This is a genomic window from Pseudomonas sp. GT1P32 (assembly GCF_054897805.1).
Genome location: NZ_CM142704.1, coordinates 4,236,376 through 4,263,236 on the forward strand (window position 1 = coordinate 4,236,376; position 26,861 = coordinate 4,263,236).

At 61.7% G+C, this 26,861-nt stretch carries 20 protein-coding genes; 5 read left to right on the forward strand and 15 right to left on the reverse strand.

The window, feature by feature from the left end; all coding sequences use genetic code 11:
• Window positions 1-57: 57 nt before the first annotated feature.
• Window positions 58-303, reverse strand: coding sequence for a DUF2789 domain-containing protein (locus ACYZUC_RS19370; protein ID WP_008039667.1), 246 nt, complete (start codon window positions 301-303; stop codon window positions 58-60).
• Between the two features lie 139 nt (window positions 304-442).
• Window positions 443-904, reverse strand: coding sequence for an aminoacyl-tRNA deacylase (locus ACYZUC_RS19375; RefSeq protein WP_461989714.1), 462 nt, complete (start codon window positions 902-904; stop codon window positions 443-445).
• Window positions 905-1,178: 274 nt separating this feature from the next.
• Between ACYZUC_RS19375 and ACYZUC_RS19380 the strand changes: the two genes are divergently transcribed.
• Complete coding sequence (locus ACYZUC_RS19380; protein WP_461989716.1) at window positions 1,179-1,709, forward strand: NfeD family protein; 531 nt, start codon at window positions 1,179-1,181, stop codon at window positions 1,707-1,709.
• Between the two features lie 2 nt (window positions 1,710-1,711).
• Window positions 1,712-2,470 (forward strand): slipin family protein, encoded by a 759-nt coding sequence (locus ACYZUC_RS19385; protein ID WP_392893172.1) that lies wholly within the window; start codon window positions 1,712-1,714, stop codon window positions 2,468-2,470.
• Window positions 2,471-2,474: 4 nt separating this feature from the next.
• Here the strand turns inward: ACYZUC_RS19385 and cysC are convergent, their stop codons facing one another.
• From cysC to ACYZUC_RS19410, 5 genes are all read right to left on the reverse strand, one after another.
• Window positions 2,475-3,080: an adenylyl-sulfate kinase gene (gene cysC / locus ACYZUC_RS19390; protein WP_461989718.1), complete on the reverse strand. Its 606-nt coding sequence runs from the start codon at window positions 3,078-3,080 to the stop codon at window positions 2,475-2,477.
• Complete coding sequence (locus ACYZUC_RS19395; RefSeq protein WP_461989720.1) at window positions 3,064-4,578, reverse strand: TolC family protein; 1,515 nt, start codon at window positions 4,576-4,578, stop codon at window positions 3,064-3,066. Before ACYZUC_RS19395 ends, cysC begins: the two co-directional genes overlap by 17 nt.
• Before the next feature lie 38 nt (window positions 4,579-4,616).
• Window positions 4,617-11,588 (reverse strand): Ig-like domain-containing protein, encoded by a 6,972-nt coding sequence (locus ACYZUC_RS19400; RefSeq protein ID WP_461989722.1) that lies wholly within the window; start codon window positions 11,586-11,588, stop codon window positions 4,617-4,619.
• A gap of 51 nt (window positions 11,589-11,639) precedes the next feature.
• Window positions 11,640-12,485: a sulfotransferase family protein gene (locus ACYZUC_RS19405; protein WP_461989724.1), complete on the reverse strand. Its 846-nt coding sequence runs from the start codon at window positions 12,483-12,485 to the stop codon at window positions 11,640-11,642.
• A 152-nt stretch (window positions 12,486-12,637) separates the two neighbouring features.
• Complete coding sequence (locus ACYZUC_RS19410; protein ID WP_461989726.1) at window positions 12,638-14,209, reverse strand: glycosyltransferase family 39 protein; 1,572 nt, start codon at window positions 14,207-14,209, stop codon at window positions 12,638-12,640.
• 240 nt (window positions 14,210-14,449) lie between these two features.
• Here ACYZUC_RS19410 and ACYZUC_RS19415 point away from each other — a divergent pair, with 240 nt between their 5' ends.
• Window positions 14,450-15,037 (forward strand): phage tail protein, encoded by a 588-nt coding sequence (locus tag ACYZUC_RS19415; protein ID WP_461989728.1) that lies wholly within the window; start codon window positions 14,450-14,452, stop codon window positions 15,035-15,037.
• A 55-nt stretch (window positions 15,038-15,092) separates the two neighbouring features.
• Window positions 15,093-15,404, forward strand: coding sequence for a DUF6916 family protein (locus ACYZUC_RS19420; protein ID WP_461989730.1), 312 nt, complete (start codon window positions 15,093-15,095; stop codon window positions 15,402-15,404).
• A 129-nt stretch (window positions 15,405-15,533) separates the two neighbouring features.
• Here ACYZUC_RS19420 and ACYZUC_RS19425 read toward each other — a convergent pair whose 3' ends face one another.
• From ACYZUC_RS19425 to ACYZUC_RS19440, 4 genes are read right to left on the reverse strand one after another with little or no spacing between them, the layout of a single operon-like run.
• The gene (locus tag ACYZUC_RS19425) at window positions 15,534-16,031 is read right to left on the reverse strand and encodes a GNAT family N-acetyltransferase (RefSeq protein ID WP_461989731.1); all 498 of its coding nucleotides are present in this window, start codon (window positions 16,029-16,031) and stop codon (window positions 15,534-15,536) included.
• Between the two features lie 11 nt (window positions 16,032-16,042).
• A complete protein-coding gene (locus tag ACYZUC_RS19430) occupies window positions 16,043-18,139 on the reverse strand; it encodes an efflux RND transporter periplasmic adaptor subunit (RefSeq protein ID WP_461989733.1) in 2,097 nt (698 codons plus the stop codon).
• Window positions 18,140-19,459: an efflux RND transporter periplasmic adaptor subunit gene (locus ACYZUC_RS19435; protein ID WP_461989735.1), complete on the reverse strand. Its 1,320-nt coding sequence runs from the start codon at window positions 19,457-19,459 to the stop codon at window positions 18,140-18,142. It lies immediately after the preceding gene.
• Complete coding sequence (locus ACYZUC_RS19440) at window positions 19,456-20,241, reverse strand: efflux RND transporter periplasmic adaptor subunit (RefSeq protein ID WP_461989737.1); 786 nt, start codon at window positions 20,239-20,241, stop codon at window positions 19,456-19,458. Before ACYZUC_RS19440 ends, ACYZUC_RS19435 begins: the two co-directional genes overlap by 4 nt.
• A 500-nt stretch (window positions 20,242-20,741) precedes the next feature.
• Between ACYZUC_RS19440 and ACYZUC_RS19445 the strand changes: the two genes are divergently transcribed.
• Window positions 20,742-21,431, forward strand: coding sequence for an NYN domain-containing protein (locus ACYZUC_RS19445; RefSeq protein WP_461989739.1), 690 nt, complete (start codon window positions 20,742-20,744; stop codon window positions 21,429-21,431).
• Here the strand turns inward: ACYZUC_RS19445 and ACYZUC_RS19450 are convergent.
• The 4 genes from ACYZUC_RS19450 to ACYZUC_RS19465 all read right to left on the reverse strand — a co-directional run bounded on the left by ACYZUC_RS19450 (window position 21,412) and on the right by ACYZUC_RS19465 (window position 26,767).
• On the reverse strand, window positions 21,412-23,004 hold the full coding sequence (locus tag ACYZUC_RS19450; protein ID WP_461989741.1) for an efflux transporter outer membrane subunit: 1,593 nt from the start codon (window positions 23,002-23,004) through the stop codon (window positions 21,412-21,414). The two genes, ACYZUC_RS19445 and ACYZUC_RS19450, sit on opposite strands and share 20 nt — an antisense overlap.
• On the reverse strand, window positions 23,001-24,065 hold the full coding sequence (locus ACYZUC_RS19455; RefSeq protein ID WP_461989743.1) for an HlyD family secretion protein: 1,065 nt from the start codon (window positions 24,063-24,065) through the stop codon (window positions 23,001-23,003). The genes ACYZUC_RS19450 and ACYZUC_RS19455 overlap by 4 nt, the downstream gene beginning before the upstream one ends.
• Window positions 24,066-24,091: 26 nt before the next feature.
• The gene (locus ACYZUC_RS19460) at window positions 24,092-25,630 is read right to left on the reverse strand and encodes an MFS transporter (protein ID WP_461989745.1); all 1,539 of its coding nucleotides are present in this window, start codon (window positions 25,628-25,630) and stop codon (window positions 24,092-24,094) included.
• Window positions 25,631-25,840: 210 nt separating this feature from the next.
• The gene (locus tag ACYZUC_RS19465) at window positions 25,841-26,767 is read right to left on the reverse strand and encodes a LysR family transcriptional regulator (protein WP_461989747.1); all 927 of its coding nucleotides are present in this window, start codon (window positions 26,765-26,767) and stop codon (window positions 25,841-25,843) included.
• Between the last annotated feature and the right edge of the window lie 94 nt (window positions 26,768-26,861).

Here is a 26,861-nt window from a genome sequence, read left to right on the forward strand (position 1 = left end):
CATTTGATGGGAAAGTTGGTCAAGTTTTGAAACAATTTTTAGGAAGATGATCGGTTTTTAACCGCCTCGTCCTTTCCTCAGCAGCACATCCAGTTGATCCACCACCTCCGCCCAATCCGCGTCATCCAGAATGTCGTCGCGCAAAAACTGCGCCTGGCTCGGGCTCCAAAAAAAGGCGTCGGCCAGGTGCAATTCCGGTTTGAGCGGTGAGTGGGTGGCGATGAATTTATCGATGCTTTCGGCGTCATCCGGCAGGCCGAGCTGTTTGAACAGGGAGGGGAGGCTGTGGGTTGGGGATTCCATGTCTAGCTCCTTTTTTATGGCAAATGAAGGGTGACTGCTGCGCAGTCAATCGCGGGCAAGCCTCGCTCCTACAGGGAATCGCAGTCCATTGTAGGAGCGAGGCTTGCCCGCGAAGGCGGTGTCACTGACGCCGCAAAACTCAACTACTCAACTCCCGCACCTCGGCATGCGGCACCATTTTCAGGAACTCCGGCACGCTCATGTGCAGCAGGTTGTTGTGGTTGCCGGCCTCCAGGTAGATGTCTTTCTGCCGGGTCAGCAAGGGGTCGATGACCATGTCCAGGCCATAGGACTCACCCAACGCCGGCACCGCGCCGCGTTCGCAGTCATCGAACAGATGCGCCAGGGTGCTTTCCCGGGTGATCTGCCACTCGCCGCTGCTGCGCACTTTGCTCAGGTCCAGGTGACAACTCGCCGGCAGCACGGCCATCAGGAAATGACCGTGGTGGTCGTCGAGGATCACCGATTTGGCCACCCGTTCGGCAGGAATGCCCGCGACCCGCGCCGTTTCAAGGCTACTGGCCGAGTGTGGGTGGGTAACGATGTCAAATTCGCAGTGCGCCCTTTCCAGGCTGCTCTGCACGGTTCTTGCCATACGCATGATGCACCTCGGTGTCCGCAACAATGTTCACGGACAATGAATAAACCTGTTCTCACCATTGAAAAGTCTAGGCCTGCTGGCGTCTTCGCGCGGGAAATCTGCCCACCGGAACACCGTCGACAACTGTACAAAATTCGTACAATCCACAGCTCGACTAGACTGTATTTAGCGATGGGCGTCAGCGGGAACGCGGACTGAACGGATGGGCGAGGCGCTCTCAGGTTCATCGTCGGAACGCCGCCCGGAACAGGCTCGCTCCTACAAGGAGGGTCAAGTGAACATTCGTTGCTGTGCAGTCGCATTACTGTTGGCCCTGAGCGGGTCGGCGTTCGCGGCGGACACAATCGTGCTGATTCCCAACCCCATCGGAATCTGGCTGATCACATTCGGCATCGCGTTTCTGATCGCCGAAGCCGCCTTGCCCAATTACGGCGTGATCGGGTTGGGCGGCATCGTGATGTTCGTCATCGGCGCAGTGATCCTGAGCAACACCGAAGTGCCTGTACCGCTGATGATCGGCCTGGGGCTGATCAGCGCGTTGTTGTTGATATTCCTGGTGATCCACGCCCTGAAGACCCGACCGCGCCAAACCGTCAGTGGTGATGCCGGACTGGTGGGCAGCGTGGCTCCAGTGATGTCGTTGCAGCCCGGCAATGCGTGCAACGGCTGGGTGCACCTGCAAGGCGAAAAGTGGCAAGTACTCAGCGCCACGCCACTGCAACCCGGGCAACAGGTCCGGGTGGTGGCACGCAAGGGATTAGTGCTGAAAGTGGCCGCGACTGACGCGGCGCCGGATGGAGAATAACCATGGGTCTGCAACTGGGTTTTGCCGCGCTGCTGCTGTTGGTGATTGCACTGGCGGGATCGACTTTTCGCATCCTGCGTGAATACGAGCGCGGGGTGGTGTTCCAGCTCGGTCGTTTCTGGCAAGTCAAAGGCCCCGGCCTGATCCTGCTGATTCCGGTGGTCCAGCAAATGGTCCGCGTCGACTTGCGTACTGTGGTGCTCGACGTGCCACCTCAAGACGTGATCACCCGCGACAACGTTTCGGTCAAGGTCAATGCGGTGCTGTACTTCCGCGTGCTCGACCCGCAGAAGGCGATCATCCAGGTCGAAGATTTCCTGATGGCCACCAGTCAACTGGCCCAGACCACTTTGCGCGCGGTGCTCGGTAAACACGAACTCGATGAACTGCTGGCCGAGCGCGAACGGCTGAATATCGACATCCAGCAAGTGCTTGATGCGCAGACCGACGCCTGGGGCATCAAGGTCGCCAACGTCGAAATCAAGCACGTAGACCTCAACGAATCGATGGTCCGCGCCATCGCCAAGCAGGCGGAAGCCGAGCGGGAACGCCGGGCCAAGGTCATCCACGCCGAAGGTGAATTGCAAGCCTCGGAAAAACTCATGCAGGCCGCCGAAATGCTCGGCCGTCAGCCGGGCGCCATGCAATTGCGGTACATGCAGACCCTGAGTTCGATTGCCGGGGATAAGAGTTCGACCATCGTTTTCCCACTGCCCATCGAGCTGCTCAAGGGCATGGCCGATTTGTCGGCGAAACCTTGAACAGTCAGCGTTTGGGCAACACTGCGCACTCGCCGAGCCAGGTCAGTAAACGGTCGAGACAGGCCTCGACCGACTGCGCCCCGGTGTCGAGTACCAGCGCAGCGGACGGGGGCGGTTCATAAGGCGCGGAAACCCCGGTAAACCCGGCCAAATCACCGCGACGTGCGCGGGCGTAATGACCTTTGGGGTCACGCCGCTCGCACACCGCCAGTGATGCGCTGCACCAGACCTCGCGGTAATCCTCGCCCAGACGCGCGGCGAACAACTCACGCAATTCCAGCAACGGCGCGATCATCGCCAGAATCACGATGTGCCCGTTCTCCACCAGCAACGCCGCCACTTCGCTGGCACGGCGAATATTTTCCTGGCGATCGCTGTCAGCAAAACCCAGATCACGATTGAGCCCGACCCGCAGCCCATCGCCGTCGAGCACGACGCTCTGCACGCCGCGTTCGAACAATTCGGCGTGCAGCGCCTGGGCCAGGGTCGACTTGCCCGCTGCCGGCAAACCCGTCAACAGAATCGCCGTGCCGCGATGGCCGTTGCGGGCTTCACGTTGTGCCCGGCTGATGCTCGCCGTCGGCGCCTGCAGGTTATTGAGTCTGGACATGCGTCACCGGCACCGTGATGTCGCCCGCCGCCCACGCCGATTCGCGATTGGCCAACGCGGTGGCGATGGACTGGACTTCGGTGGACTGCACCTGATCCGGCAGCGGATCGAGCCCCGCGCTGGCAAAAATCTGCCCGTACGCGTTGCGCAGATCGGCGTACGAAAGATCGCGGCGCAGATCGGCCTGCAAGGTATTCAACTCGCCCTGAATCAGGTCCAGTTCGCCCAGCCCCGCCGCCTGATAGCGATTGCGCAGTTGGCCGACAATCTGCCCGTCAATGTCCGACAGTTGCTGATTGGTCTTGAATTGTCGCAGCGCCTCGCGGTAGTTGGCGTTGGCCACATAGAGCTGCGCCAGCACTGCAATCGACATGGCCTGACGGCGCGCCGTGGCCACTTCTTCACCGGCCTTGGCGACGTTGATCGCAGCCGGCGCCGAGATCACGTTGAACAGATTCCAGGTCACCTTCACGCCGTAGTCGGCCCAACCCTGCTCCACCAGGAAGGAGTTGCTGTCGTAATGCCCGCCAGCGGAAAACTCCAGCCCCGGCAGCAGACGCAGCATGGCTTTGCGGGTTTCGGCGGCGCTGATTCGGCTCTGGTAATCCTGCTCACGCAGTTCCGGGCGGCTGGTCAGGGCTTCCTGCTCCAGGCTAGCGAGGTCGACCTTGAGTTCCGGGATGACGTAGTCGTCCTGGGTCGCCAGGGTCAGGTCGGTGCCCAGCGGCAGGTTGATCAGGGTCGCCAGTTCGGTTTTCGCCAGCGACAGGGCGCGGCGCTGTTCTTCCAGTTGGCGCGTGGCCTCGATCAGCGAGCGTTGATAACCCAACGCCTGGACCGGATCGCCGATGCGCTGCTGGCTCATGCTCTGGCTGTTGCCGCGCGCGGTCTCGACCCGGGACATGAGGCTGTCGATCTGCTTGAGCAAGCGCTCGGCAGCCATGGCTCGCCAATAGGCCGAGCGCACGTCCTGAACGATGGTATTGATCACTTTGCGCCGGCGTTCCTGAACGATGAGCCGCTGGTCGCCCTGCTGCTTGGCGCTGATGTAACTGACGCCGAAATCGAGCACGTTCCAGACCATGGTCAGGTCTGCCACTTCACGATCGCGGTCCTGTGAAGTCGACGGCTCCAACGACTGGGTGCCGGTCCGCACGCTCTGGCTGCTGGAGGCGCTGACGTTGTTGCGGCCGACATAACCGGCGTCCAGCGCCATGCGCGGCAGCATGTCGAAACTGGCGAGGTCGAGTTGGCGCTTGGCCAATGCCTCTTCCATGATCTTGAGCCGGCCTTCGAGGTTGTACTTCACCGCTCGGGCCATGGCCTGATGCAGGGTCAGCGGACCGCTGAGCGGTTCCTGACCCTTGTACATGCTTTGCAGATCGCTTCGGGCGCGCTGTTCGCTGACGCTGCGTTCGATCGGTTCACTTTTGACGGCACATCCACTGATCGCCAGCGCGAGCAGGCTGGCGACAAACAACTGCTGACTTCTCTTCATCCTTGACTGCCCCTGGGTGACGCACCATTTCAAGTATTTCAGGCCTGCATTTCGCTGATGCCGGCCTGTTTCAAAGCAGCGGCCAGGTCGTTGACCTGCCGTTGCTCGGTGTCTTTGAGCTGTTGCAATTGCTGGACGAGGCTCGGCGCGCCAAACACGCCGCGCAGCCCCTGTGAAACATCGCCGGCCTTGATCGAATGGTTGCCGAATGAGTTCAGCGAACCCCGCTCGTTGCCGACGTCCTGATTGAACAGAGTCGACAGCGTGCTGGTGCTGAACACCCCGCCATCGCCACCACCGAAACCAAGGAAACCATGGCCTGCACCTTCGCCGCCGCTGTCGCTGCTGCTGAACACCTGCGCGATGAAACTCTTCGCCAGCGCGCCGTTGTTCATAAAGATGTCACCCAACGGCCGGATGCCATTGCCGATCACCCGGTCCTCGAACAACGGGGCAAACGTCAGCGGCGAGCCGAGATCACCGGAAGGCGGGGCGAAGATGATGGGTTGCAGTGGCACGTTCGATAGATCGATCACGGTCACCGGGTCGCTGCTGAGGAACTCCGGATCCGGGGTCACCAGCACCGTAGCCGGCGCCACGACGCCTATCGCGTAATTGTTGGAGACCGACACGGTGGCCCCCGCGTTACCCGCCAGGTCAGTGACATTGCTCGTGTCGAGGGCAATGAAGTTGCTTGGGTCACTGACATTGGAAGTCGGCGTGAAGGTCGCGGTCCAGGTCTTGCCGCCGTCGCTGCTGCTCAGGTTGGACAAATCGCCGTTGGTCACGCTCAGGTCCGACAGATCGAAATCACTCACGGCCTCGCTGAAGGTAAACGTCACCACCGTGCTCTGGCCGGCAGCCATGCTCGGGTTGGCGACCACGATGCTCACCGTTGGCCGTGTCACGTCCAGGGCGTAGTTGTTGGAAATAGCGATGCTCGCGCCGGCATTCCCCGCGAGGTCCTGCAAGGTGCTGGTGTCGAGCACGATCAGGTTGGTCGCATCGTTGATACCGGAGGTCGGCGTCAGGGTCGCGGTCCAGGTGACGCCGCCGTCGCTGCTGATCAGGTTCGACAGCACACCGTTGGCCACGCTGATGTCCGATAGATCGAATCCACTCACCGCTTCACTGAAGGTGATGGTCACCGTGGTGGTTTCGCCAATGCCCAGGCGATTGTCGGCAACCACGATGGTCGCGGTCGGCAGCGCGGTGTCGATGGCGAAATTGTTGGAGTTGGTGGTGCCCACGCCGCTGTTGCCCGAGGCGTTGGCCACGCCGGTGTTGTCGAGGGTAATCAGGTTGCTGGTGTCGGTGATGCTCGACGTCGGGGTGAACGTTGCCGTCCAGGTGACGCCGCCATCGCCCGAAGACACGTTGCTGAGCGTGCCATTCGCAATCGTCAGGTCGGCGTTGGAGAAACCGCTCACCGCTTCGCTGAAGGTGATGGTCACCGTAGCGGTTTCACCTGCCTTCAGCGCCGTGTCGGAGACCACAATAGTGGCTGTCGGCAGCACAGTGTCGATCGTGAAATTCGCCGAGTTGGTGGTTCCGCTGCCCGTGTTACCGGCAGTGTCGGTCACCCCGGTGTTGTTCAGGGTGATGAGGTTGCTGGTGTCCTTGATGCCAACCGTCGGTGTGAACGTGGCGGTCCAGGTGATGCCGCCATCGCTGCTGCTCACCGCGCTCAACGTACCGTTGGGGATGCTCAGGTCACTGTTGTCGAAACCGTTCACGGCTTCGCTGAACGTGATAGTCACCAGCGTGGTTTCGCCCGCGCTGAGGGTGCTGTCGGCGACCACGATGGTCGCGGTGGGCCGGACTGTGTCGATGGTGTAGTTGTTGGAATCGGTGGTGCCTGAGCCCGAGTTGCCGGCCAGGTCCGCGATCCCCGTGTTGTTCAGCGTGATCAGGTTGGTCGCATCGTTGATGCTCGCGCTAGGCGTGAAAGTGGCCGTCCAGGTAATGCCGCCGTCGCTGCTGCTGACCGCGCTCAAGGTGCCGTTGGCAATCGTCAGGTCGGCGTTGGTGAAACCAGTGACCGCCTCGCTGAAGGTGATCGTCACCAGCGAGGTTTGACCCACCGCCAGCGTGGGGTCCGTCACAATGATCGTCGCCGTCGGGCGCACGGTGTCGATGGCGTAGTTGTTGGAGTCGGTGCTGCCGATGCCGGTGTTGCCCGAGCCGTTTTGTACACCGCTGTTGTCCAGCGTGATCAGGTTGGTGCTGTCGGTGATGGCGCTGGTCGGGGTGAAGGTTGCCGTCCAGGTGATGCCGCCGTCGCTGCTGCTCACCGCCGTCAATGTGCCGTTGGCGATGGTCAGGTCGGCGTTGCTGAAACCGGTCACGGCCTCGGAGAACGTGATGGTCACCAGCGACGTTTCGCCGATTTTCAGCGCGTTGTCGGCAATGATAATGGTGGCCGTCGGAATCACGGTATCGATCGTGTAGTTACCGGAGTTGGTGGTGCCGCTGCCCGCGTTACCGGAGAGGTCGGCCACACCGGCATTGTTCAGGGTGATGACGTTGGTCGTATCGTTCACACCCACTGTTGGCGTGAAGGTCGCGGTCCAGGTGATGCCGCCGTCGCTGCTGCTCACCGCGCTCAAGGTGCCGTTGGCGATGATCAGGTCCGCATTGGTGAAACCGCTGACCGCTTCGCTGAAGGTGATCGTCACCAGCGAGGTTTCGCCAGCACTCAGGGTTGGGTCGGCCACGACGATGGTCGCGGTAGGCCGGACTGTGTCGATGGCGTAATTGTTGGAATCGGTGGTGCCACTGCCGGCGTTGCCCGACAGGTCGCTGATGCCGGTGTTGTCCAGGGTGATCAGGTTGGTCGTGTCGTTGATGCTGGCGCTCGGCGTGAAGGTCGCAGTCCAGGTGATGCCGCCATCGCTGCTGCTGACCGCGCTCAAGGTGCCGTTGGCAATCGTCAGGTCCGCGTTGGTGAAACCAGTGACCGCCTCGCTGAAGGTGATCGTCACCAGTGTGGTGCCACCGATTGTCAGCACAGTGTCTGCCACAACGACGGTTGCTGTCGGACGCACGGTGTCGATGGCGTAGTTGTTCGAATTGCTGGTGCCGATGCCCGCGTTGCCGCTGCTGACCCCCTGCACGCCGCTATTGTCCAGGATGATCAGGTTGGTGCTGTCGGTGATGGCGCCGGTCGGGGTGAACGTCGCCGTCCAGGTGATGCCGCCGTCGCTGCTGCTCACTGCGCTCAAGGTGCCGTTGGCAATCGTCAGGTCGGCGTTGCTGAAACCGGTCACGGCCTCGGAGAACGTAATGGTCACCAGCGAGGTTTCGCCGATTTTCAGCGCGCTGTCGGCGACGATAATGGTGGCTGTCGGTGCCACGGTATCAATCGTGTAGTTACCGGAGTTGGTAGTCCCGCTGCCTGTGTTGCCGGAGAGGTCGGCCACACCGGTATTGTTCAGGGTGATGACGTTGCTCGCATCGTTCACACCCACCGTTGGCGTGAAGGTTGCGGTCCAGGTGATGCCGCCGTCGCTGCTGCTCACCGCGCTCAATGTGCCGTTGGCGATGCTCAGGTCGGCGTTGGTGAAACCGCTGACCGCTTCGCTGAAGGTGATGGTCACCAGCGAGGTTTCGCCTGCGGTCAGTGAAGTATCGGCCAGCACAATCGTGGCGGTCGGACGCACGGTGTCGATGGCGTAATTGTTGGAATCGGTGGTGCCGCTGCCGGCATTGCCCGACAGGTCACTGACACCCGTGTTGTCCAGGGTGATCAGGTTGGTCGTGTCGTTGATGCTGGCGCTCGGCGTGTAGGTCGCGGTCCAGGTGATGCCACCATCGCTGCTGCTGACCGCGCTCAAGGTGCCATTGGGGATGGTCAAATCCGCGTTGGTAAAACCAGTGACCGCTTCACTGAAGGTGATGGTCACCAGCGAGGTTTCACCGATTTTCAACGCAGTGTCCGCCACGACGATGGTTGCCGTTGGCCGCACGGTGTCGATGGCGTAGTTGTTGGAGTCGGTGGTGCCGCTGCCAGCGTTGCCCGACAGGTCGCTGACACCCGTGTTGTCCAGGGTGATCAGGTTGGTCGAGTCCGTGATGCTGGCGGTTGGCGTGAAGGTCGCCGTCCAGGTGATGCCGCCGTCGCTGCTGTTCACTGCCGTCAGCGTACCGTTGGCGATGGTCAGGTCCGCGTTGCTGAAACCACTCACCGCCTCGGCAAACGTGATGGTCACCAGCGAGGTTTCGCCGATTTTCAGCGCATTGTCGGCCACCACGATGGTCGCGGTCGGACGCACGGTATCAATGGCGTAGTTGTTCGAATTGGTCGTGCCCGTGCCGGCGTTCCCGGACAGATCGCTGATCCCGGTATTGTTCAGGACGATCAGGTTGGTCGTGTCATTGATGCTGGCGGTCGGCGTGAAGGTCGCGGTCCAGGTGATGCCGCCATCGCTGCTGCTCACCGCCGTCAATGTGCCGTTAGCGATGGTCAGGTCGGCGTTGGTGAAACCACTGACCGCTTCGCTGAAGGTGAACGTCACCAGCGAGGTTTCGCCGATGCTCAGCGCTGTGTCGGCCACGACGATGGTCGCGGTCGGACGCACGGTATCAATGGCGTAGTTGTTCGAGTCAGTGGTGCCGCTGCCGGCGTTGCCCGCCAGGTCGCTGACACCGGTGTTGTCCAGGGTGATCAGGTTGGTCGAGTCAGTAATGCTGGCCGTCGGGGTAAACGTGGCCGTCCAGGTGATGCCGCCATCGCTGCTGCTCACCGCCGTCAAGGTGCCGTTGGCAATCGTCAGGTCGGCGTTGGTTAAACCGGTTACGGCCTCGTTGAAGGTGATGGTCACCAGCGAGGTTTCGCCGGCTTTGAGCGCCGTGTCGGCAAACACGATGCCCGCAGTCGGGCGAGCGGTGTCGACGACGTAGTTATTGGAATTGGTGGTACCGACGCCAGCAGTGCCCAGGCCGTTGATCACCCCGGTATTGTCGAGGGTGATGACGTTGGTCGTGTCGGAAATACTGGCGGTTGGCGTGAACGTTGCCGTCCAGGTGATACCGCCGTCGCTGCTGCTCACCGCACTCAAGGTGCCGTTGGCGATGGTCAGGTCTGCGTTGGTGAAACCAGTCACCGCTTCGGAGAAGGTGATGGTCACCAGGCTCGTTTCGCCGATGCTCAACGTGGTATCGGTGACCACAATGGTTGCGGTCGGCGGTGGTGCATAGGCGGTGTTGAGTATGCCGCCGTCGTTGTAGATTGCCGCCACGGCGGTCGGCGAGGTGCCGATTGTCCCCCCGCCCTGCGCAGTACCACCGGCACCGCTGCCCGCGGCATTACCGGCCAGGGCCGCGAAGTTGGCGGCGGTGATCAGCAACGTGCCCTTGTTCCAGATCGCACCGACGCCCCGGCCGCCGATGCCGCCGTTGGAGGCGTTGCTGCCTTGGCCACCGCCACCGCCGCCGCCGCCACCAGCGCCGATGTTGTTGGTAATGTTCGACGTGCCAATGATGGTGATAACGCCGGAGCTTGCGTTGTAGATCCCGCCCGCCGCATTGCCGCCGGCGCCACCGACCTTGTCCCAACCGGCGCCGCCGCCACCGCCGCCAATGGAAATCGTGCCATTGGTGGCCGTCGCACCGTTACCGCCGTTGCTGTAGTAGGAAACGCCCACGCCGCCAGCCCCGCCGGTGCTGGTGCCGCCGCGACCGCCCATGTGGGTTGCGTCGTATCCGCCGCCGTAACCACCAACGCCACCGCTGCCCGCCTGGCCGCCCAACGTGCCGGTGCCCGGCCCGGCCGAACCGCCGTGCCCGCCACTCTGGCCGCCCAGACCGCCACCACCGCCACCGCCACCGCCGTAAAACGCCCCCGTGACTCCGCCGCCACCACCGCCGCCAGAGGCAGCGTTTGAAGTCACGGACACGTTGTTCAGCGTCAGGACCCCAGCGTTGAAAATCCCCCCGGCCATCGCGCCCGTGGCGCCGTAGCCACCGTTGCCGCCCGTGCCCGACACCAGCCCACGGGTGATCACCAGACCATCGAGCGTCACGGTTTTGCCCGCCGCAATTTCAATCACCCGGGTCCTGTACTGACCGTCGAGAGTCACATCCGCCACACCGTCGTTGTTCAAGTCGCCATCAACGATGATGTTCTTGTTGATCAGCAGTTCGGAGGTCAACTGCACCGTCATGCCGGTGCTGAAAGTGACGGTATCGCCGTTCTGCGCCGAAGCGATGGCGGCACGCAACGAGCCGACGCCGGTGTTGGCGTTGTTGGTGGCCGTCCAGCTCGCCAGGCCCCACTGATAGTCGCTCATGGCCATTTTCGACAGCACGTTGGCGCTTTCGATATTGCCGGTGGCGATCTCCAGATCCCAGTCGCCACCCACGCCGGTACGGTTGCTGGACGCCGCTACATCACGGCCGGTCAATTGCGCCAGGGAATCGACGAAGTTCAAACCCCGTTCACCCTCGGCGGTGTAGCAGCCGTAGATCAGGATGTCGCCGCCGACGTTCATGTCCTTGCCGATTTCCGCCAGCACCGCACTGCGGGCCGCGACGTTGTCGGCTGACAGGTAACTGTTCCCCAGCCACAGATCGCCCGCGTTGCCATGAGCGATGATCTGCACAGAGCTGATGCCCTGATGGGTGTCCAGGTAATCGGCAATCTGCTGCAAGCCGTCCTTGGTGGCATCGAGTTGAACCACCTGAGTACCGGGCGCCACACCTTTGAGCAGGCTGTCGGCATCCTTGACCCGGGAATCGACGAACACCACGCTCTGTCCCGGCACGGCAACGGGCGCCACGGCGGGCGTTGCATCGGCCTGGCCGTGGGTGTCCTGGCTGGCGACAGGTTTCTCCGCAACGGGCGGCTTGGCCGCGTCGGCCGTGGTGTGGCTGTCAGCCTGGGCGGTATCGGCCACCGTGGCCGCGACCGCGCCGTCGAACAGCATTCGCGGCTCCAGGGACATGATCATTGGAGAGGCCAGCGCTCGTGCGCCTTTAGTAATCCGTGACTTGCCGTTGCTCCACCACATGTTACTCACCCGGACTCGAACGTTCTTGCTGCGTAAACGAAAACGCCGCGATCAACTGATCGCAGCATCGGCTTTCATACGAATGACATTGGCGGCGCTGGCAGAGCCATCGAGCCAGAAGGACAATTCTGCGTACTGCTTGAACAAATCCGGCGGCAGAATCGTGCGCCGCGATTGCAACTCGACTTTGGGTTTGACCTTGTGCAGGCCGGACACGCCGAGGGCTTGATCGAACTCCGGCGCGTCGTAGGCCAGGTGGTCGAAATCGTGCTCGAACCAGGGCTCGCCGATGAAGTCGTAGACCAGCCGCATCACCCGCTCAGGCGCTTGGGTCAACAGGTCGTAATCGACGATCAGCAGCGAGTCGGCGTGTTCACCGTAATAGGCTTCCTTGAGCGCCGCCCAGGCAAAACCGACCAGGCGATTGCGTTGGGCGAGGGTTTCGCAGCGGCTGTAGACCGTGTTGCGTTCGACCGCATCGCCAAACAGCTTGGTGTTTTCAAAAGGGTTGGCGCGATAAAGACGCTCGATGCTGTCCATGACCCAGGCAACGTTGCGCACACAGGCAATGACCTTGGCTTGCGGGAACAGATCGCTGATGGCCGGCAGGCGCGAACTCCACAAGCGGTTGGTGTCGAACACCACCGGTTTGTCGGCCTTGTCGGCGTAGAAGGAGTCAAACAGGCCGCGAAGCAAACGGCGGCGCAGGTCGGTATCGATCACCGCGCCGAACTCGCTGCCGGCGCTGCATTGTTCGAGGACACCGGAGAAAAGTGAGCCGACGGGGCTGGTCATGCCGGCATGGAACCGCGGGTTCTGCAACAGAATGGCAGAAAGCAGGGTCGAGCCCGAGCGCGGCAAGCCGGAAATAAAATGGAATGCGTGCAATCCCTTCACCCTAGTCATAAGTCCTTTATGTATGACGGAGCGTAGACCATGAATGGCCTTACAAGTAGTGGTGTTTTGATATCAAATCGAAGTTACGACGCCTGCTAAAACGCGTTTTTTATTACTGTTTGTGAGGTGAATCGTTTAATCATTCCACCGGTTCAATGCAGTACGAACAATCGCGCAGTGGCGCCTCCCGCCTGTGTTTCGCTCGAGCGCTGCCAGCCTGAGGGCAACGGCGCGAATTCGTCCGGAACATCGACGGTGCCAATCAGCCAGACTCGGCCACTGCCCTTGGGCAAGCGGTCGAGACTGTCGAGGTACGTGTCCTGAGTCACCAATGTGCCGAAGCCATAGGCGTTCGGCCGGCTCGAAGCGCCATTGGCCAGCGGCGGAGTGAACAGCAGCGGCTTGGCCTCGGTGCGGTTGTAATAGACGTAACTGAGGTACCAGAGCATGTCGCTGGTGACGATCCGGTCACCGGTCACGAAATGCTGGTTCACGTAGTCGACCATGACGTTGATTTGATCATTGGTGTCCACCGTGGCGTTGTTTTTCAGACCCACCAGTTCAACACCGACAAACAGCACCAGCACCGTCACGGCCAGTACCCGAAAGCCTGAATACAGACGATCAACCGCCAGCGCGACAATCATCGGCAGCCCCAGGGCATACGCCGTCAGGTAACGCTCTATGAACACCGGCGTGATAAACGAAACTCCGAACACCAGCAGCAACGGCAATGCCGTGTAGATCACCAGCAGCACGCTGCCACGAAAGACACTGCGGTCCCGCGCCAGCGCCACCCCCACAATGGCCAGTAACGCCAGCGGCATCGCGATGAACATCAGCGTCGGCAGGTTCTCGCCATCGTCCTGGATCAGGAACGACCAGAACATCGAAGGCAACGAGCCGAACGTGACAGGCGTTTCCCAGCCCACGTCGCCGTTGGCCTTGAGTTGATCCAGGTGCTGGAGCAGATCGATCAGGCTCGGCGCCCACGGCAGGTACAACAACACGATCGCGACATTCGCCAGCCACCAGTCGGGGCGTTGAACATGGCGCAAGCGATGCCCCGGCTGGACGCGGATCAGCCCCAAATACAGCCAGTGGCAGAGCACGCACAGGGCCGTGAAGTAATGGGTGTAGAACGCAGCTGTCATCAACAGCACGTACGCCACCAGATATCGCCTGCGATACGGGCGCCTGATCCAGTAGGCCAGGGCAATCGTCGCGCCGATCAGCCACAACCCAAGCAGCGAATACATGCGCACTTCCTGGCTGTAACGCACCGCCGTAGGCAACAGAGCCAGCAGGAAACCGGCCAGCAACGCTGCACGGCGAGTGGCGAGCAAGTCCATCAGCCAGACGCCGAGCCACACCGTAACGATGCCGGGCAAGGCGCTGAGGCAGCGGATCGAAAAAATGCCGTCGCCGAACAACCCGACCCAGCCATGCAGCAGCAGGAAATACAGCGGAGGGTGCACGTCATGGGCCGCATGGACCCAGATGTCGGCCACTGAATACTGACTCAGCAGCAGGCTGGACCCTTCATCGCCCCAAATGGCGGCCGCCGTCAGGTCGTAGAAACGCACCAGCGCCGCCAACGCCAGGATCGGCAACAGCCAGTGCTCCTGCGCCCAGCGCAACCAGCGCTGAACAATCGCCCAGATGCCGGGTGCGGCGTGCGGCTCGTGGGTGCCGCCAAACGGTGTTTCTCTGCGCGCCTCCATTACCCCCCCTGAAACAGCCCTCGACCACCCTGCCTGTTGATCACTGTAGGACGGCGCAGGTTCGTCGTCGATGCCGGTTTTGCGACCAGCGACATTCGGCCGTGAGGCGGATCAACTACGCTCTGGTTTGGCGTGACTCAGCCAGGGAAATGAATGGAGTCGGCTGATCGCAACGATGGGCCCGGACGTCCGGACCACGTTTGTGGCGCGCCAGACAACTAACCTGAGGGATGAGGAACTATGGAAGTATTCATCGGCACTATCCAGCCTTTCGCCTTTAACTACGCGCCCAGCGGCTGGGCCTTGTGTAATGGCCAGACGCTCGCAATCCAGCAATACAACGCACTGTTCGCACTTCTGAACACCAACTTCGGAGGTAATGGCGTCTCCAACTTCATGCTGCCCAACCTGCAAGGCCGAATGCCGGTGTGCATGGGTAATGGGCTGAACCTGACCCCACGTGTCATCGGCGAATTCTCCGGGACCGAGAACGTCACCGCGACCATCACCAACCTGCCCAATCACACCCACGCCCTGTCCGGGCTGACGGCCACCACCACCCTGCAACTGGCCAGCCCGGCCAGCAACCCGGTCACCACCCCCACCGCGACCAATTCGTACATCGGCGCTTCCGGCGGCGGACCGGGCTCGGCGAGCATCTACTCCGATCAGCAAGGTGCGGCAGCCGTGCCGCTCAAGGGTGTGGCCACGACGGTCACCGGGGAAATCTCGTCCGCCGGCAACGGCCTACCCATGGAAACAATGAACCCGTTCCTGGTGCTGAACTTCAGCATTGCTCTGGAAGGGCTGTTCCCTTCGCGCGGTTGAAATCCGGCCGGGGGATTCAACGCCCCCGGTCACTTTCATTTTTGGGAGTGACGCCATGCTGCAACAGGTTCAACACCAACACTTTCAGGCACTGCTGGGAAAGACGGGGACGCTGCGGTTGCCGGATGGCAGTGAGCTGCCGATCCATATCGACAGCCTTGAAGAATCACCCCGGTCGCGCATGCCGAAAAGCGAACGCATGCCGTTCCGGGTCGAGTTCAACAGCCTGCAATCCACAGAGTTCGTAGATGGGTTGTGTGCGCTGGAGTTACCGGAACTTGGCCACGTGGAGGGTATTTTTGTCTCGCGGGTGCCCGCCATGGGGCGTGATTCGGGCGTGGGATATTTCTACATCGCATTCAACTGAACACACCGGGATCAAAATGTGGGAGCGAGCCTGCTCGCGATGGCGGTGGATCATTCAGCAATGATGTTGAATATGAAGGCCCCTTCGCCGGCAAGCCGGTCTCGCTCCCACATGGATTTGGTGGTGTAGTCAACCATTCGGATACCACACCAACCGCTCCGCCGCCGGATTACGCTCTTCAACCTGAAACCCCAGCGCCAGGTAATGCTGGCGCGCATGGGCATTGTTGGCCCAGACCACCGTGGCCACCGGGCAGCGAATCTGCTGCGCAGCTTTCTGCACCCCTTGCAGCACCGCCCGACCGTAACCCTGGCCACGAGCCTGCGCAATGAACGCCAGGTACAGCACCCGGATTTCATTGGGACCAAAATCAGTGGTCAACGCGCCGATGGCCGTGTCGAGCTTTTCGATCACGTAGTGCATCGCGTTGGGGAAGTGCTCTCCCAGCCCTTGTTCCTGTACCTGGAATTGCTGGGCGACGACCTGCTCAACCACCTCTCGCTCGCCGTCGATCCATTGCAGATCCGGTCGTGCCGATTGATACAGGCTGTGCAGAAAAGGTCCATCGTTAACGCGCGACGGACGCACCACCAAACCGTCAGCCACCACAGAATCCGTGCTCGCCATTGCTGCTCTCCCTAGAAACCGCTTTCCCTGACACCCAACGCGGCCATCCGCCGCCAGGCAACGCCCAGCAATGACTCGCCGTGCCCCTGCAACACCACCACGCCACGCAAAGGTTGAAGCGGCGTCGGCGTGGCCTCGAGGGTGTTCAGCCGCGCGCCGTATTGTCCCTGTACCGGCTCGGCCCGTTGCGAGGCATCCCGGCGCACGGCAATCGGCCCGTGGTGATCGGAGGTCAATGCCTCCTGATCGACATAGGTTGCACCGTTGGTGTCGATTTCGGTCAATTGCACGGCGATCGCCGGGTGCATCGGATCATCGGCGATAAACCGCCCACTGGCGCCCGGTTCAACACGCCACAACTCAGCTTCGGCCAGATAACCACGCAGCCGTGCGCCGTCTTCCACCACCCGCGCCAATGGATCTTTGGGCGACAACCAGCGGCCGGCGGACAACTGCGGCAACAGATCACGCACCTTGCCCGCCTGTGGCGCCCGAATCAGCAGCCGCTCCCGTTGCGCAGCCAACCCACGGTACTCGGCCACGGCCTCCGCCAGGCGCTGCTCGACAATCCCTGCATCGGCGGCGGTTTCGCTGCGACCGGCCTGGCGGCGCATCTGCAATTGCTGGATCTGGATTTCGCGACGGACGATGGCCTGGCGCGAATCCAGGTCCGGCGACACCAATTCGATCAGCACATCGCCCTGAGCCACCACCTGACCGTCACTGACGTTCACCTGCTTGACCCGCGCCGCCACCGGCGCATGCAAGGTACTGACGCGCCCTGCCTCAAGCATCGACGGCAGTTCCACGGCACTGCGCCAGGGCAACGCCAGAAACAGCACAAAAGCGGCCAGCCCCAACGCACTCAACAACACCCGCGACACATGGGCGTGCTCACGTTGGCTCCACCACTCGCGCCACTCGCGCACGATGGGCAGAAAGATGAACCACACCAGCTCCACCAGCATCAGGAAAATCCCCAGGAGCTTGAAGAACAAGTGGTACACCGCCAGCGCAATCCCGAAAAACAGCACCGCGCGCCACAACCACGTTCCATACCCCCAGACCAGCAAACGCCGCCGCATCGTCGGCGACCAGGGTTCCGGAGCCGGTGCGCCGTAGCCGAACAAGGTCTCGCGCAGATGCCAGCGGCACAGGGCAAAGGCTCGCCCTTGCAGGTTGTCCACTTCCCAGAAGTCGCTGAGCAAAAAGTAGCCGTCGAACCGCATGAACGGGTTGAGGTTGATCACCAGCGTGGTAATCCAGGTGGCACTGGCGAGCATGAACGCCGCCGTGCGCGCCGGTCCGTCGGGCAACAGCGACCAGGCGAGCAGCGCGATGCTCGCCAGCAGCAGTTCGGCCAACACGCCACCGGCCCCGATCAGCAAGCGGGCACGTCGATCATTGACCCGCCAGGCATCGCTGACGTCGGTGTAGAACATCGGCAGCAGCACCATGAACGCCACACCCATGCTTTGCACTCGACAACCCGCGCGCTTGGCCATGAACGCGTGGCCGAATTCGTGGCACAGCTTGGCGAAGAACAACGCCACGCCGAAGGCCAGCGCGCCACCCAGGCTGAACAAATGGGGGAAAGTCGCGATGAATCGCTGCCAATCCCGGGACACCAGAAATATCCCCAGGATCAGTGTTGCCGGCAATCCGAAGCGCAGCGTTTGCGGACCGAATCGCGACAGCCAGGGCCAGGCGCGATTGAGAAAAGCATCCGGCCGCCAAAGAGGAATCCGGAAAAACAGGTACTGATGCAACAAGACCTGCCACCACGACTGATGCTGGGCGGCGGCTTTCAAGCTGTAACTTTCACGCTGCTGCGGATCGAGGGCGCTGATCAGATCGTGGCTGCGCAGAAAGCTCAGCAGTTGCTCCAGATCGCTGCCGGCCAACGGCAAACCCGGCTCGCGATTGGCGGCGTGCAGTATTTTTTCGGGATCACCCAGGGACCAATGTCGCAGCAAGCGCATCGCCGCCACCCCGAGTTTGAAATAGCGACCGCGCACCGGGTCGGCCAACGTCCAGCGCGGCGAGCCATCAAGCGCCGGTGAAGCGGGCGTCAGTTGCAAATCGGCGCGCAGGCTCGGCAGGCTCATCTACAGCCCCACACTCTGGCGCAAACCGGCCAGTGGTTTACGTAACAGGTACAGCGCCAGGGGCGCGCGATCGCCGAAGATTTTCGCCGTCCCTCGCAAGCCGATGCGCGGCGGCGCCTGATCGAAACCGGCATCGAGCCGATAGGCCAACTGCCCGCCGGCGGTGGGTTGTGCTTCGTATGCGGCGCGCTCGAGCCGGGCCGAATGCCGTTGCAACGGATCACTGTCGAGGAACAGTGCGACTTGCGCACCCGGCTCCAGGGAAATCGCATCGCTCACCGCCAACTCGATACGCAGTTCGGCCTGGTTCGGGTCGGCGATTTCCATCAGCCGTTCGCCGGTCTGCACCGGTTTGCCAGTCCAGCGTTCGGCGTCGGCGAACACCGCGATGCCGTCGCGCTCGGCCCGCACTTCGCTGCGCTTGAGCAGTTCACGGGCGTAGTCCCGTTCGGCGCGTTTTTGCTCGACGCGCGCCGCCAGCAAATCAATCTTCGAACTGGACTCGGCATCGGCAAACGAGCGCTGGGAATTCGCTTTCAACTCAGCTTCGGCAACTCCCAACGCACGCTCGGCCACATCAGCCTGAGCCTTGAGGGTGGTGCCTTCGAAGCGCAGCAACGGGTCGCCGGTTTTCACGGTCTGGTTGGGTTTGACCAGGAATTCGGCGATCACGCCGTCCAGCGGCGCAGCCACGACGCGCCCGCCCAATGGCACCACTTCGGCCGGCGCCAGCACCGATTGGCGCACCGGGATCAACATCCCGAGCAACAGCAGCGCAATCAACGCGACCTGACGTTTTCGGGTCCAGCGCAGTCGCCAGGGCTTGTGTGGTTGCAGCGCCAGCCAGGCGTGGCTGTAAGTGTCGCCGAGTTGCGACAGCAGCACTTGTTCGGCCGGGTTCCACGGCAAATCCCGGGCCAGCCACAGTCCGCCGAACACTTCGCTTTGGTGATCGATCAGCGGCAGCCAGAACACCTGGGCGGCGGACAGACTTTGCCAGTCCGCCTGAATCGATTCGCTGAGCAGATCGGGTGCAATCACCCGCGCCTGCTTCAGCACATCACGCTTGAACAACTGCGCCACGGCCTGCTCGACGAATGCCACGAACGGCGCGTTAGGGTCGACGGTACTCACGCCCGTCACCGCGTGCACCTTGCCGGCAATCAACAACGCGGCATGACGAAAACCGAACAACGCCTGAGCGTCATTGACCAGGCTGTAGGCCAGTTGCGACGGAGTGCGTGCGGCGCGAGTCTGGCGTTCAAGATCGAGAAAGCGGGCGAAGACCTGTTCCGCGCCGCCGCTGACCGGAGCGTTCACTTGAGCTCCGCGAAACGCGCCGTGCCGCTCATGCCGGCCAACAAACCAGAGGCGTTGGGCAACGTCGCGACCAACAGCAAGGTCTGACTGCCCTCGTCAATTCGCGCGCCCAATCGTTTGACCGTGGCATCCAGTGGCCGGCCGGTTTCATCGGGGACAAAACTGAACGTCTGGCCGGGCTTGAGTTTGCCCATCCAGCGCGACGGCACCAGCAAATGGATTTCCAGGGTGCGGTTGTCGACCACATCGAGCAACGGCGCGCCGGCGGCAACGCTTTCAAAACGCTGAACCTTGCGCTCCACCACCTGACCATCAAACGGCGCAACCACGCTGCAGCGTTTGACCTGAACCTGATACACCTGAGATTGCGCCTGCGTCTCGCTGAGCCTGGCCTCGGCCCGCGCCACTTCGAAGCGCCCGACCGAATTCAACGCCGCCAGTTGTTTGTTGTGAGCCAACTCCTCACCGGCCCCACGGCTCGCAGCCTGCGCCGCATTGAGCTGCGCCTGATAGGCCGAACAATCGAAACGCGCCAGCGTATCGCCCTTCTTGAACGACTCGCCCTCGCTGAACGGCAACTCGACAATCCGCCCGGACAACTCACTGGCAAGCATCGCCTGATCCCTGGCCCGCAACACGCCACGGGCTTCAGTGCTGGCTGCCGAACCGCTGTTGCCGACGGTGCTGCTGTCCAGCAGCGGATCGTCTGGCACGGGCGTTTGCGCCTGAGCAGTACACGTTAAAATGGTCAATCCGATAACCCACACACGAACTCGTCGCATAACCGTAACTCCCTGACGGATGAGCGGAGTCTATGACAGCGTGGGTGAGCGTCAAGTGGGTGGGGGTTATTGGGAGGAAATGTCTGGTTTCAAATTGATAACTATTTCCCGTGGAGTGGGCTGATCACCCACGCGATGAGTACATGGAATTAAATCCCACACGAAATGGGGAACTTCCACTCGGCCAAAACTGAAAGTAGTCATAGACATTCACATCCCTACACACTCGCTGTCACCGGAACCTTAAAGTCGCAACAATTGTTAATAGTTGAAGCCCGAAGCACCTTGACCATTTGCCAGGCAAATACACAAAACTGAGTTGCCGGCGGTGGAGAAACATCCAGCGAAGTAGAGTTCGGTCAGACAATGGTTGACGCATATCGCGGACCCCATTTAGGATCAACCTACTACTCAACCCCGTACGCAGAGATTCAGTTCTCTGGCCGTTGGGGTGAAAAAACCGGCTTCGGCCGGTTTTTTCGTTTCTGAGGATTGGATTTGTGCGCACTGCGTTCTTTGTTGACGGCTACAACGTGTTCTACGGATTGCTGGCCGGCACGCCATACAAATGGCTAAACCTGCCGCGGTTACTGACGCATATTGCCAATATCGAGAATCCTCAAAGCGTCCTCGCCTCAATCGATTACTTCACCTCTTCCGTCAAACCTGAGCTGGCTACTCGTGGCAGGATTTCAAAAGAGGCTCAAGACACCTACGTTCGCGCCCTGAGAGCCAGCAATGTGACTGTTCATTATGGCCGTCACCAACTTGAGAGGGCCGCAGCGCCACGTTTTATCGACAAAAGAATCGCTGCCTCACGCCAGGATAAAGTCGCGATATGGAAACTCGAAGAGAAAGAAACCGACGTCCATATCGCAATCAGCATGTACCGCACGGCCGCCAGGCAGGCCAACATTCACATTACTGAACGCATACAGCAATTCGTTCTGGTATCCGGAGATACCGACATGACTCCCGCGTTACGCGCTATCCGAGAGGACTTCCGGCAAGTGACCGTGGGCGTGGTTCTTCCATGCCGGACCGGATTCAAACGCTCTCCACCCGGCTCGCTGATAGAACATTCCCACTGGATGCGTCGAGTCGTCTCCTCAGAAGAGTTGCACTCGCACCAGTTCCCGCCCCGAGTCCCCACCCACAAAGCACCCGCGATCAAACCGGATTACTGGTAGCGCCCTCTACCACCGGATACACCGACTCCCATCCCCCACCCAACGCCTTGTACAACCCGACCATCGCCAGCGACACCCCGGTCGAACTCTCGACCCATTGCTGCTGAGTCGCCAGCAGTTCGCCTTGCACAGTGAGTACGTTGACGAAATCCACCACGCCTTCCACGTACTGCTGTTGCGCGGTGCGCAGGGCGATCTGGTTTTGGCGTACGGCTTCGGCGAGGCTGTCGCGGCGCAGTTGGCTGGCGTTGTAGGCGGTCAGTTGATCGTCGATTTCGTGCCAGGCGCGCAGCACGGTTTGTTGGTAGGCGATGGCGGCTTCCTGTTGTTGCGCTTCACGCAAATTCAGCACACCGCGCAGGCGACCGCCGTCGAACAGCGGCAAGCTGAATTGCGGACCGATGCCGAAAGCACGCGAGCCCCATGAGCCGAAGTCGCTAAGCTGCATGGCCTGCGAACCGAGGTTGCCCGACAGGGTGATGCGCGGATAGAAATCGCCCTTGGCCACGCCAATGTTTGCGGTGGCGGCATGCAAGCGGGCTTCAGCCTGGCGGATGTCCGGGCGGCGCTCGGCCAGTTGCGACGGCAGGCCGATGGCGACCTGACGCGGGGTTTGTGGCACCGGCACGTCTGTGGATAACTCGGCGTGCAGCGCTTGCGGCGGCTCGCCCATCAACAGGCTCAGCGCGTTGATCAGTTGCGACCGGCGTTGCTCCAGTGCCGGCAAGCGCGATTCGATGGCCGCGACTTGCGCGGCGGCTTCGGCGACATCCAGGTCGGTGGCGACACCGTCGGCCAAGCGCAGTTGCGACAGCTTCAGGCTGTGGCGGGCGACATCGAGGTTCTGCTCGGTGACGGCTCGTGTGCTTTGCACGCCGCGCAGTTGAATGTAGTCCTGGGCAGTTTCGGCGAGCACCGACAGCAGCACACCGCGCTGGTCGTTCTCCGCGACTTCAAGGGTGGCGTCAGCCGCTTCGGTTTCACGTCGCACACGCCCCCAAAAGTCCAGTTCCCAAGAGGCCGAGAAACCTGCGTCCCACAGGTTGAACGCCGAGTCACCGTGGTGCCCCGACGGATCGCTCAGGCCTTCACCGCTGTTGCGTTTGCGCCCGTAGCTGCCGGTGGCGGTGGTGTTGGGATAGCGATCGGCGGTAATCACCTGGCGCGCGGCACGGCTTTGCTGCAAACGGCTGCTGGCGAGTTTCAGGTCGAGGTTGTCGGTCAGAGCGCGTTGGGTCAGGGCCGAGAGTTTCGGGTCCTGGAAAACTTCCCACCAGCGTTCGTCCATGTCAGCGGTTATCACTTCACTGGCGGCGGCTTTCGACGGTTGCGACCACTCGGTAACTTGCCGGGCTTGGGGCTTCTGGAAGTCAGGGCCGATGGTGCAGGCGGTGAGGCTCATGACCAACAGGGCACAAAAGGTTAGTTGAGGCACACGGCCTCTTCGCGAGCAGGCTCGCTCCCACAAGGGGTCTTCTTTTGTGCTGAGAATGTGGCCGTTGCGCAGATCCACTGTGGGAGCGAGACCGGCTTGCCGGCGATGAAGGCCAGCCCGGCCGACGAAGATTTTCATCGTTGCGCAACCTCATGCTCACCAGTTTCAGCCGTATCAATACTCGCCTCCACCGACATCCCCACCCGCAACCGCTCAGCCAATGGCTGTCCCGGATCGAGAACGATTTTCACCGGAATCCGCTGCACAACCTTGGTGAAGTTGCCCGTCGCGTTGTCCGGTTTGATCGACGCGAAAGTCACCCCGGTGGCCGGCGCAATGCTCTCGACGCGACCGCGCAACGCTTCGCCGCCAAGGCTGTCGACGCGCACCTGCACACCCTGCCCCGGCTGCACCTCGGTCAGTTGGGTTTCCTGGAAATTGGCCACCACATACGCTTGCGCCAGCGGCACCACGGCCAGTAGCTTGCTGCCCGGCGTGACATACGCACCGACACGCACCGCACGCTCACCCACCATGCCGTCCTGCGGCGCGACGATGCGCGTATAGGACAGCTCGTAGCTGGCCATTTCCAGGGTCGCTAGCGCCCGTTTCATTCCACCGTCAGCGGCGTCACGCTGGGCGGTGAGAATCTCCACTTGCTTGCGCTCCGCCGACAGCACCGCTGTGGCATTGGCTAACCGGGCGCTGGCTTGATCAATGCGCGTACGTGCTTGCTGAGCATTCTGAACCGTACCCGCGCCAACGCCGGCAAGGTGGTTGTAGCGGTTCAATTCATGCTCGGCGAACGCCATTTCAGCCTTCGCCGATACCACCGTGGCTTGCGCCTGCGCAATCACTGATGTCTGGCGCTCAAGGGTCGCCCGGGCGTTTTGCAGTTGCGCCCGCGCCACCAGCGTTTCGGCGTCGGCGGCTTGAGCGGCAGCCCGCAGGTCGCGGTCATCGATCAGCGCCAGCAACTGCCCGGCCTTGACCTGCTGATTGTCTTCCACCAGCACTTCCTTGATGAACCCGGCGACGCGGGGCACGACCAACGTGAAGTCGGCAGAGACAAAGGCGTCATTGGTGTTCTGTTGCGTACGCTTGCCAAAAAATCCCGGCGCCAGCAGATACACCAGCACGCCGACCGCCACCACGGAGGCAATTGCGACGGCGATTTTTTGCTTGGATTGAGTCGTCATAAAAACCTTCTGTTTCAATGAAGCATTCATGTCGGCGCACGCGGCGGATAGATCCGCGACGGCAGCCAGAAAATCAACAGGATCAGCGCCAACGCGACGCCGCTCATGCACAGATAAAGGTCCGAGGCGGTCAGCACCACGGCTTGCTCATGCAGCCGGTGGGCAAGGCCCGCGCTGCCGCTGTCGGCCAACGGCGAGTTGCCGAGACGGTCCACCAGCATGGTCGAATGAAAATGCAGCCGCGAGGTGGTCAGCGCGTCGATTACGCCAGTCGCGATCACCGCCGACAGGCCTTTGACGGTGTTGAACCAGGCGGAAGCGAACGGCCCTTCCATCGGGCTGATGCTGCCGGTCGAGAGCATCAACAGCGGCAACACCGCCATCGGCTGACCGAAGATTTGCAGCAGTTGCAGCACGTAGAAATCGTCGCGAATCCACACCGACGTCAGTTGCGAGCCGCCGATGCACGACAGCGCCAGCATGCTCAGGCCGATCCCCAAAACCCAGCGGCAATCCACCCGGCGCAGGTTGCACAGCGCCGCCACCAACGGCAGCGCGAGCAACTGTGGCAGCGCCGCCAGCAACATGACCGGTGCAGTCTGCACCGGGCGATAACCCTGGACCTGCGCGAGGTAACTGGACGGAATGATGATCACCGCCAGCAAAATCACCAGCACCCCCGCCAGGGTCAGCAAGGCGAACGACAGGTTGCGGATGCCGAGCATCTGCATCTTGAAAAAAGGCGTCGGCTGCGACCATTCGTTGATCAGGAACAGCACCAGCAACACCAACCCGCCGCTGAGCAAGCCGCAGATCAGGGTCGATTCGAACCAGTCCAGCCGATTGCCCTGCAGGATGCCGATCACCAGCATGCAGATCGCCGGAAAACCCAGCAGCAATCCGCGCCAGTTGAACTGCTTGAAACGCTCAAGGCGCAGCGGATCCTGGGGCAAGCCGTAGGCCACCGCCGCCATGGCGAGCAGGCATGGCGCGATGATTTGCCAGAACGTCCACTGCCAGCCGACATGCTCGGTCCACAACCCGGCCAGCGGCGTGCCGAGCCCCGGACCGAAGGTGGCCGTGAGGGCATACCCGGCCAGACCGTAGAGCTTCACGTTGGCCGGTAAAAAACGCAGGGCGACGGTCATCAACATCGGCGGCAAGGCACCGCCCGCCAGACCTTGCAAGGTGCGCATGAGCAGCAGGCTTTCATAGTTCGGGGCGAACGGACACAGCACGCCCAACAACGTGAACACGCTGATCGCGCAGAGGGTGAAGCGCCGCAACGAGAACGTCACCGAGCACCACGGCGCGAACGCCATCGCGGCCACCGAGGTCGCGGTGTAACTGGCGACCAGCCAGGTACCTTCGTCATAGCCGATGGCCAATGCGCCGCGAATGTCGGCGAGGGCGACCTTGGTCACCATCTCATTGAGGCCTGACACCAGCACCGCCAGCAACACACCCACCAGACCGATGATGATTCGAGGGCCGAAGACCGGTGGCGTCACGGCGACCGTTGGACTGGCCACGGCGAGAGGTGCCGAAGCCGTGAGGGAAGTCATTACTGCAAACTCCGGGGTTGATGACCGAAGCATTCTAAGAAGCGCGGGACATGACGAAAATCAACTTATCGGCAGGTTATAAGTGCGCCCCATGCAGCAATACAAAACCCTGTAGGAGCCGGCTTGCTGGCGATAGCGGTGCATCAGTCGATGAAGATGCTGAATGAAAAATCGCTATCGCCAGCAAGCCGGCTCCTACAGGGACCGTGTTCAGTCTGACGTGAGTTGCGCGGCCAGCCATGTCGCGTCGCAGCACGCCTTGAGCGTTTCACGCATCCAGCGATGCGCCGGGTCTTTGTCAAAACGCGGGTGCCAGGCCTGGGTCAGCATGAGGGTCGGCAACGGGATCGGCAGGGTAAACGAGCGCAATTTCAAGCCCAGCCGCCGCACGCTCAGCAGCGCTTCCTTGGGCACCGGCAGAATCAGATCGGAATCAGGCAAGGCAAACATCGCCGCATGGAAACTCGGCGCGATCACTGCCACTCGCCGCTCCAGGCCCAAGGCATTGAGCGCGGTATCGATCGGGCCGCGAGCAATCCCGCGCCGGGACATGCTGATGTGAGAAAACCCGGCAAAACGCTCGGCGGTGATTTCTTCGTCGAACAGCGGATGGTCTTCGCGCACCAGGCCGACAAAGTGGGTGGAGAACAGGTTCTGGACCTTCACTTCCGGCATGATCGGCCGGTTGTTGCTGACGCTCAGATCGATGCGCCCTTCACGCAACGCTTCGTCATCCCCATCGCCCTCCGGAACGAAGCGCAATTCGCAGTGCGGCGCCTGACGCTCCATGGTGTCGAACAGCTTGCCGCCGTAGACACCGACAAAGAAATCGTTGGCGCGAATGCTGAAGCGTCGGCGCAAACTGCCCAGCTCCACGTCATCGGCGGAACGGAACAGCAACGCGGCCTGTTCGACCACCTCCCGCACCTGCTCGCGCAACGCCAATGCCTTGGGCGTCGGAACCAGGCCGCGGCCGGCGCGCACCAGAATCGGATCGCCGATGGCTTCGCGGATTCGTGTGAGCGTGCGGCTCATGGCCGCCGGGCTGAGGTTCATGCGGCGCGCGGCGCCCACCACACTGCCTTCGTCGAGCAAGGCGTCGAGGGCGACCAGAAGATTCATGTCCGGGAGTTGCATGCTGAGCACTCGTGGCTGATCTAAGTTGATTCAGACGCAATGCTAGCAAACATCCCTCAAGTGATGTGGTGACGGCCCCGGCCTCATCGCGAGC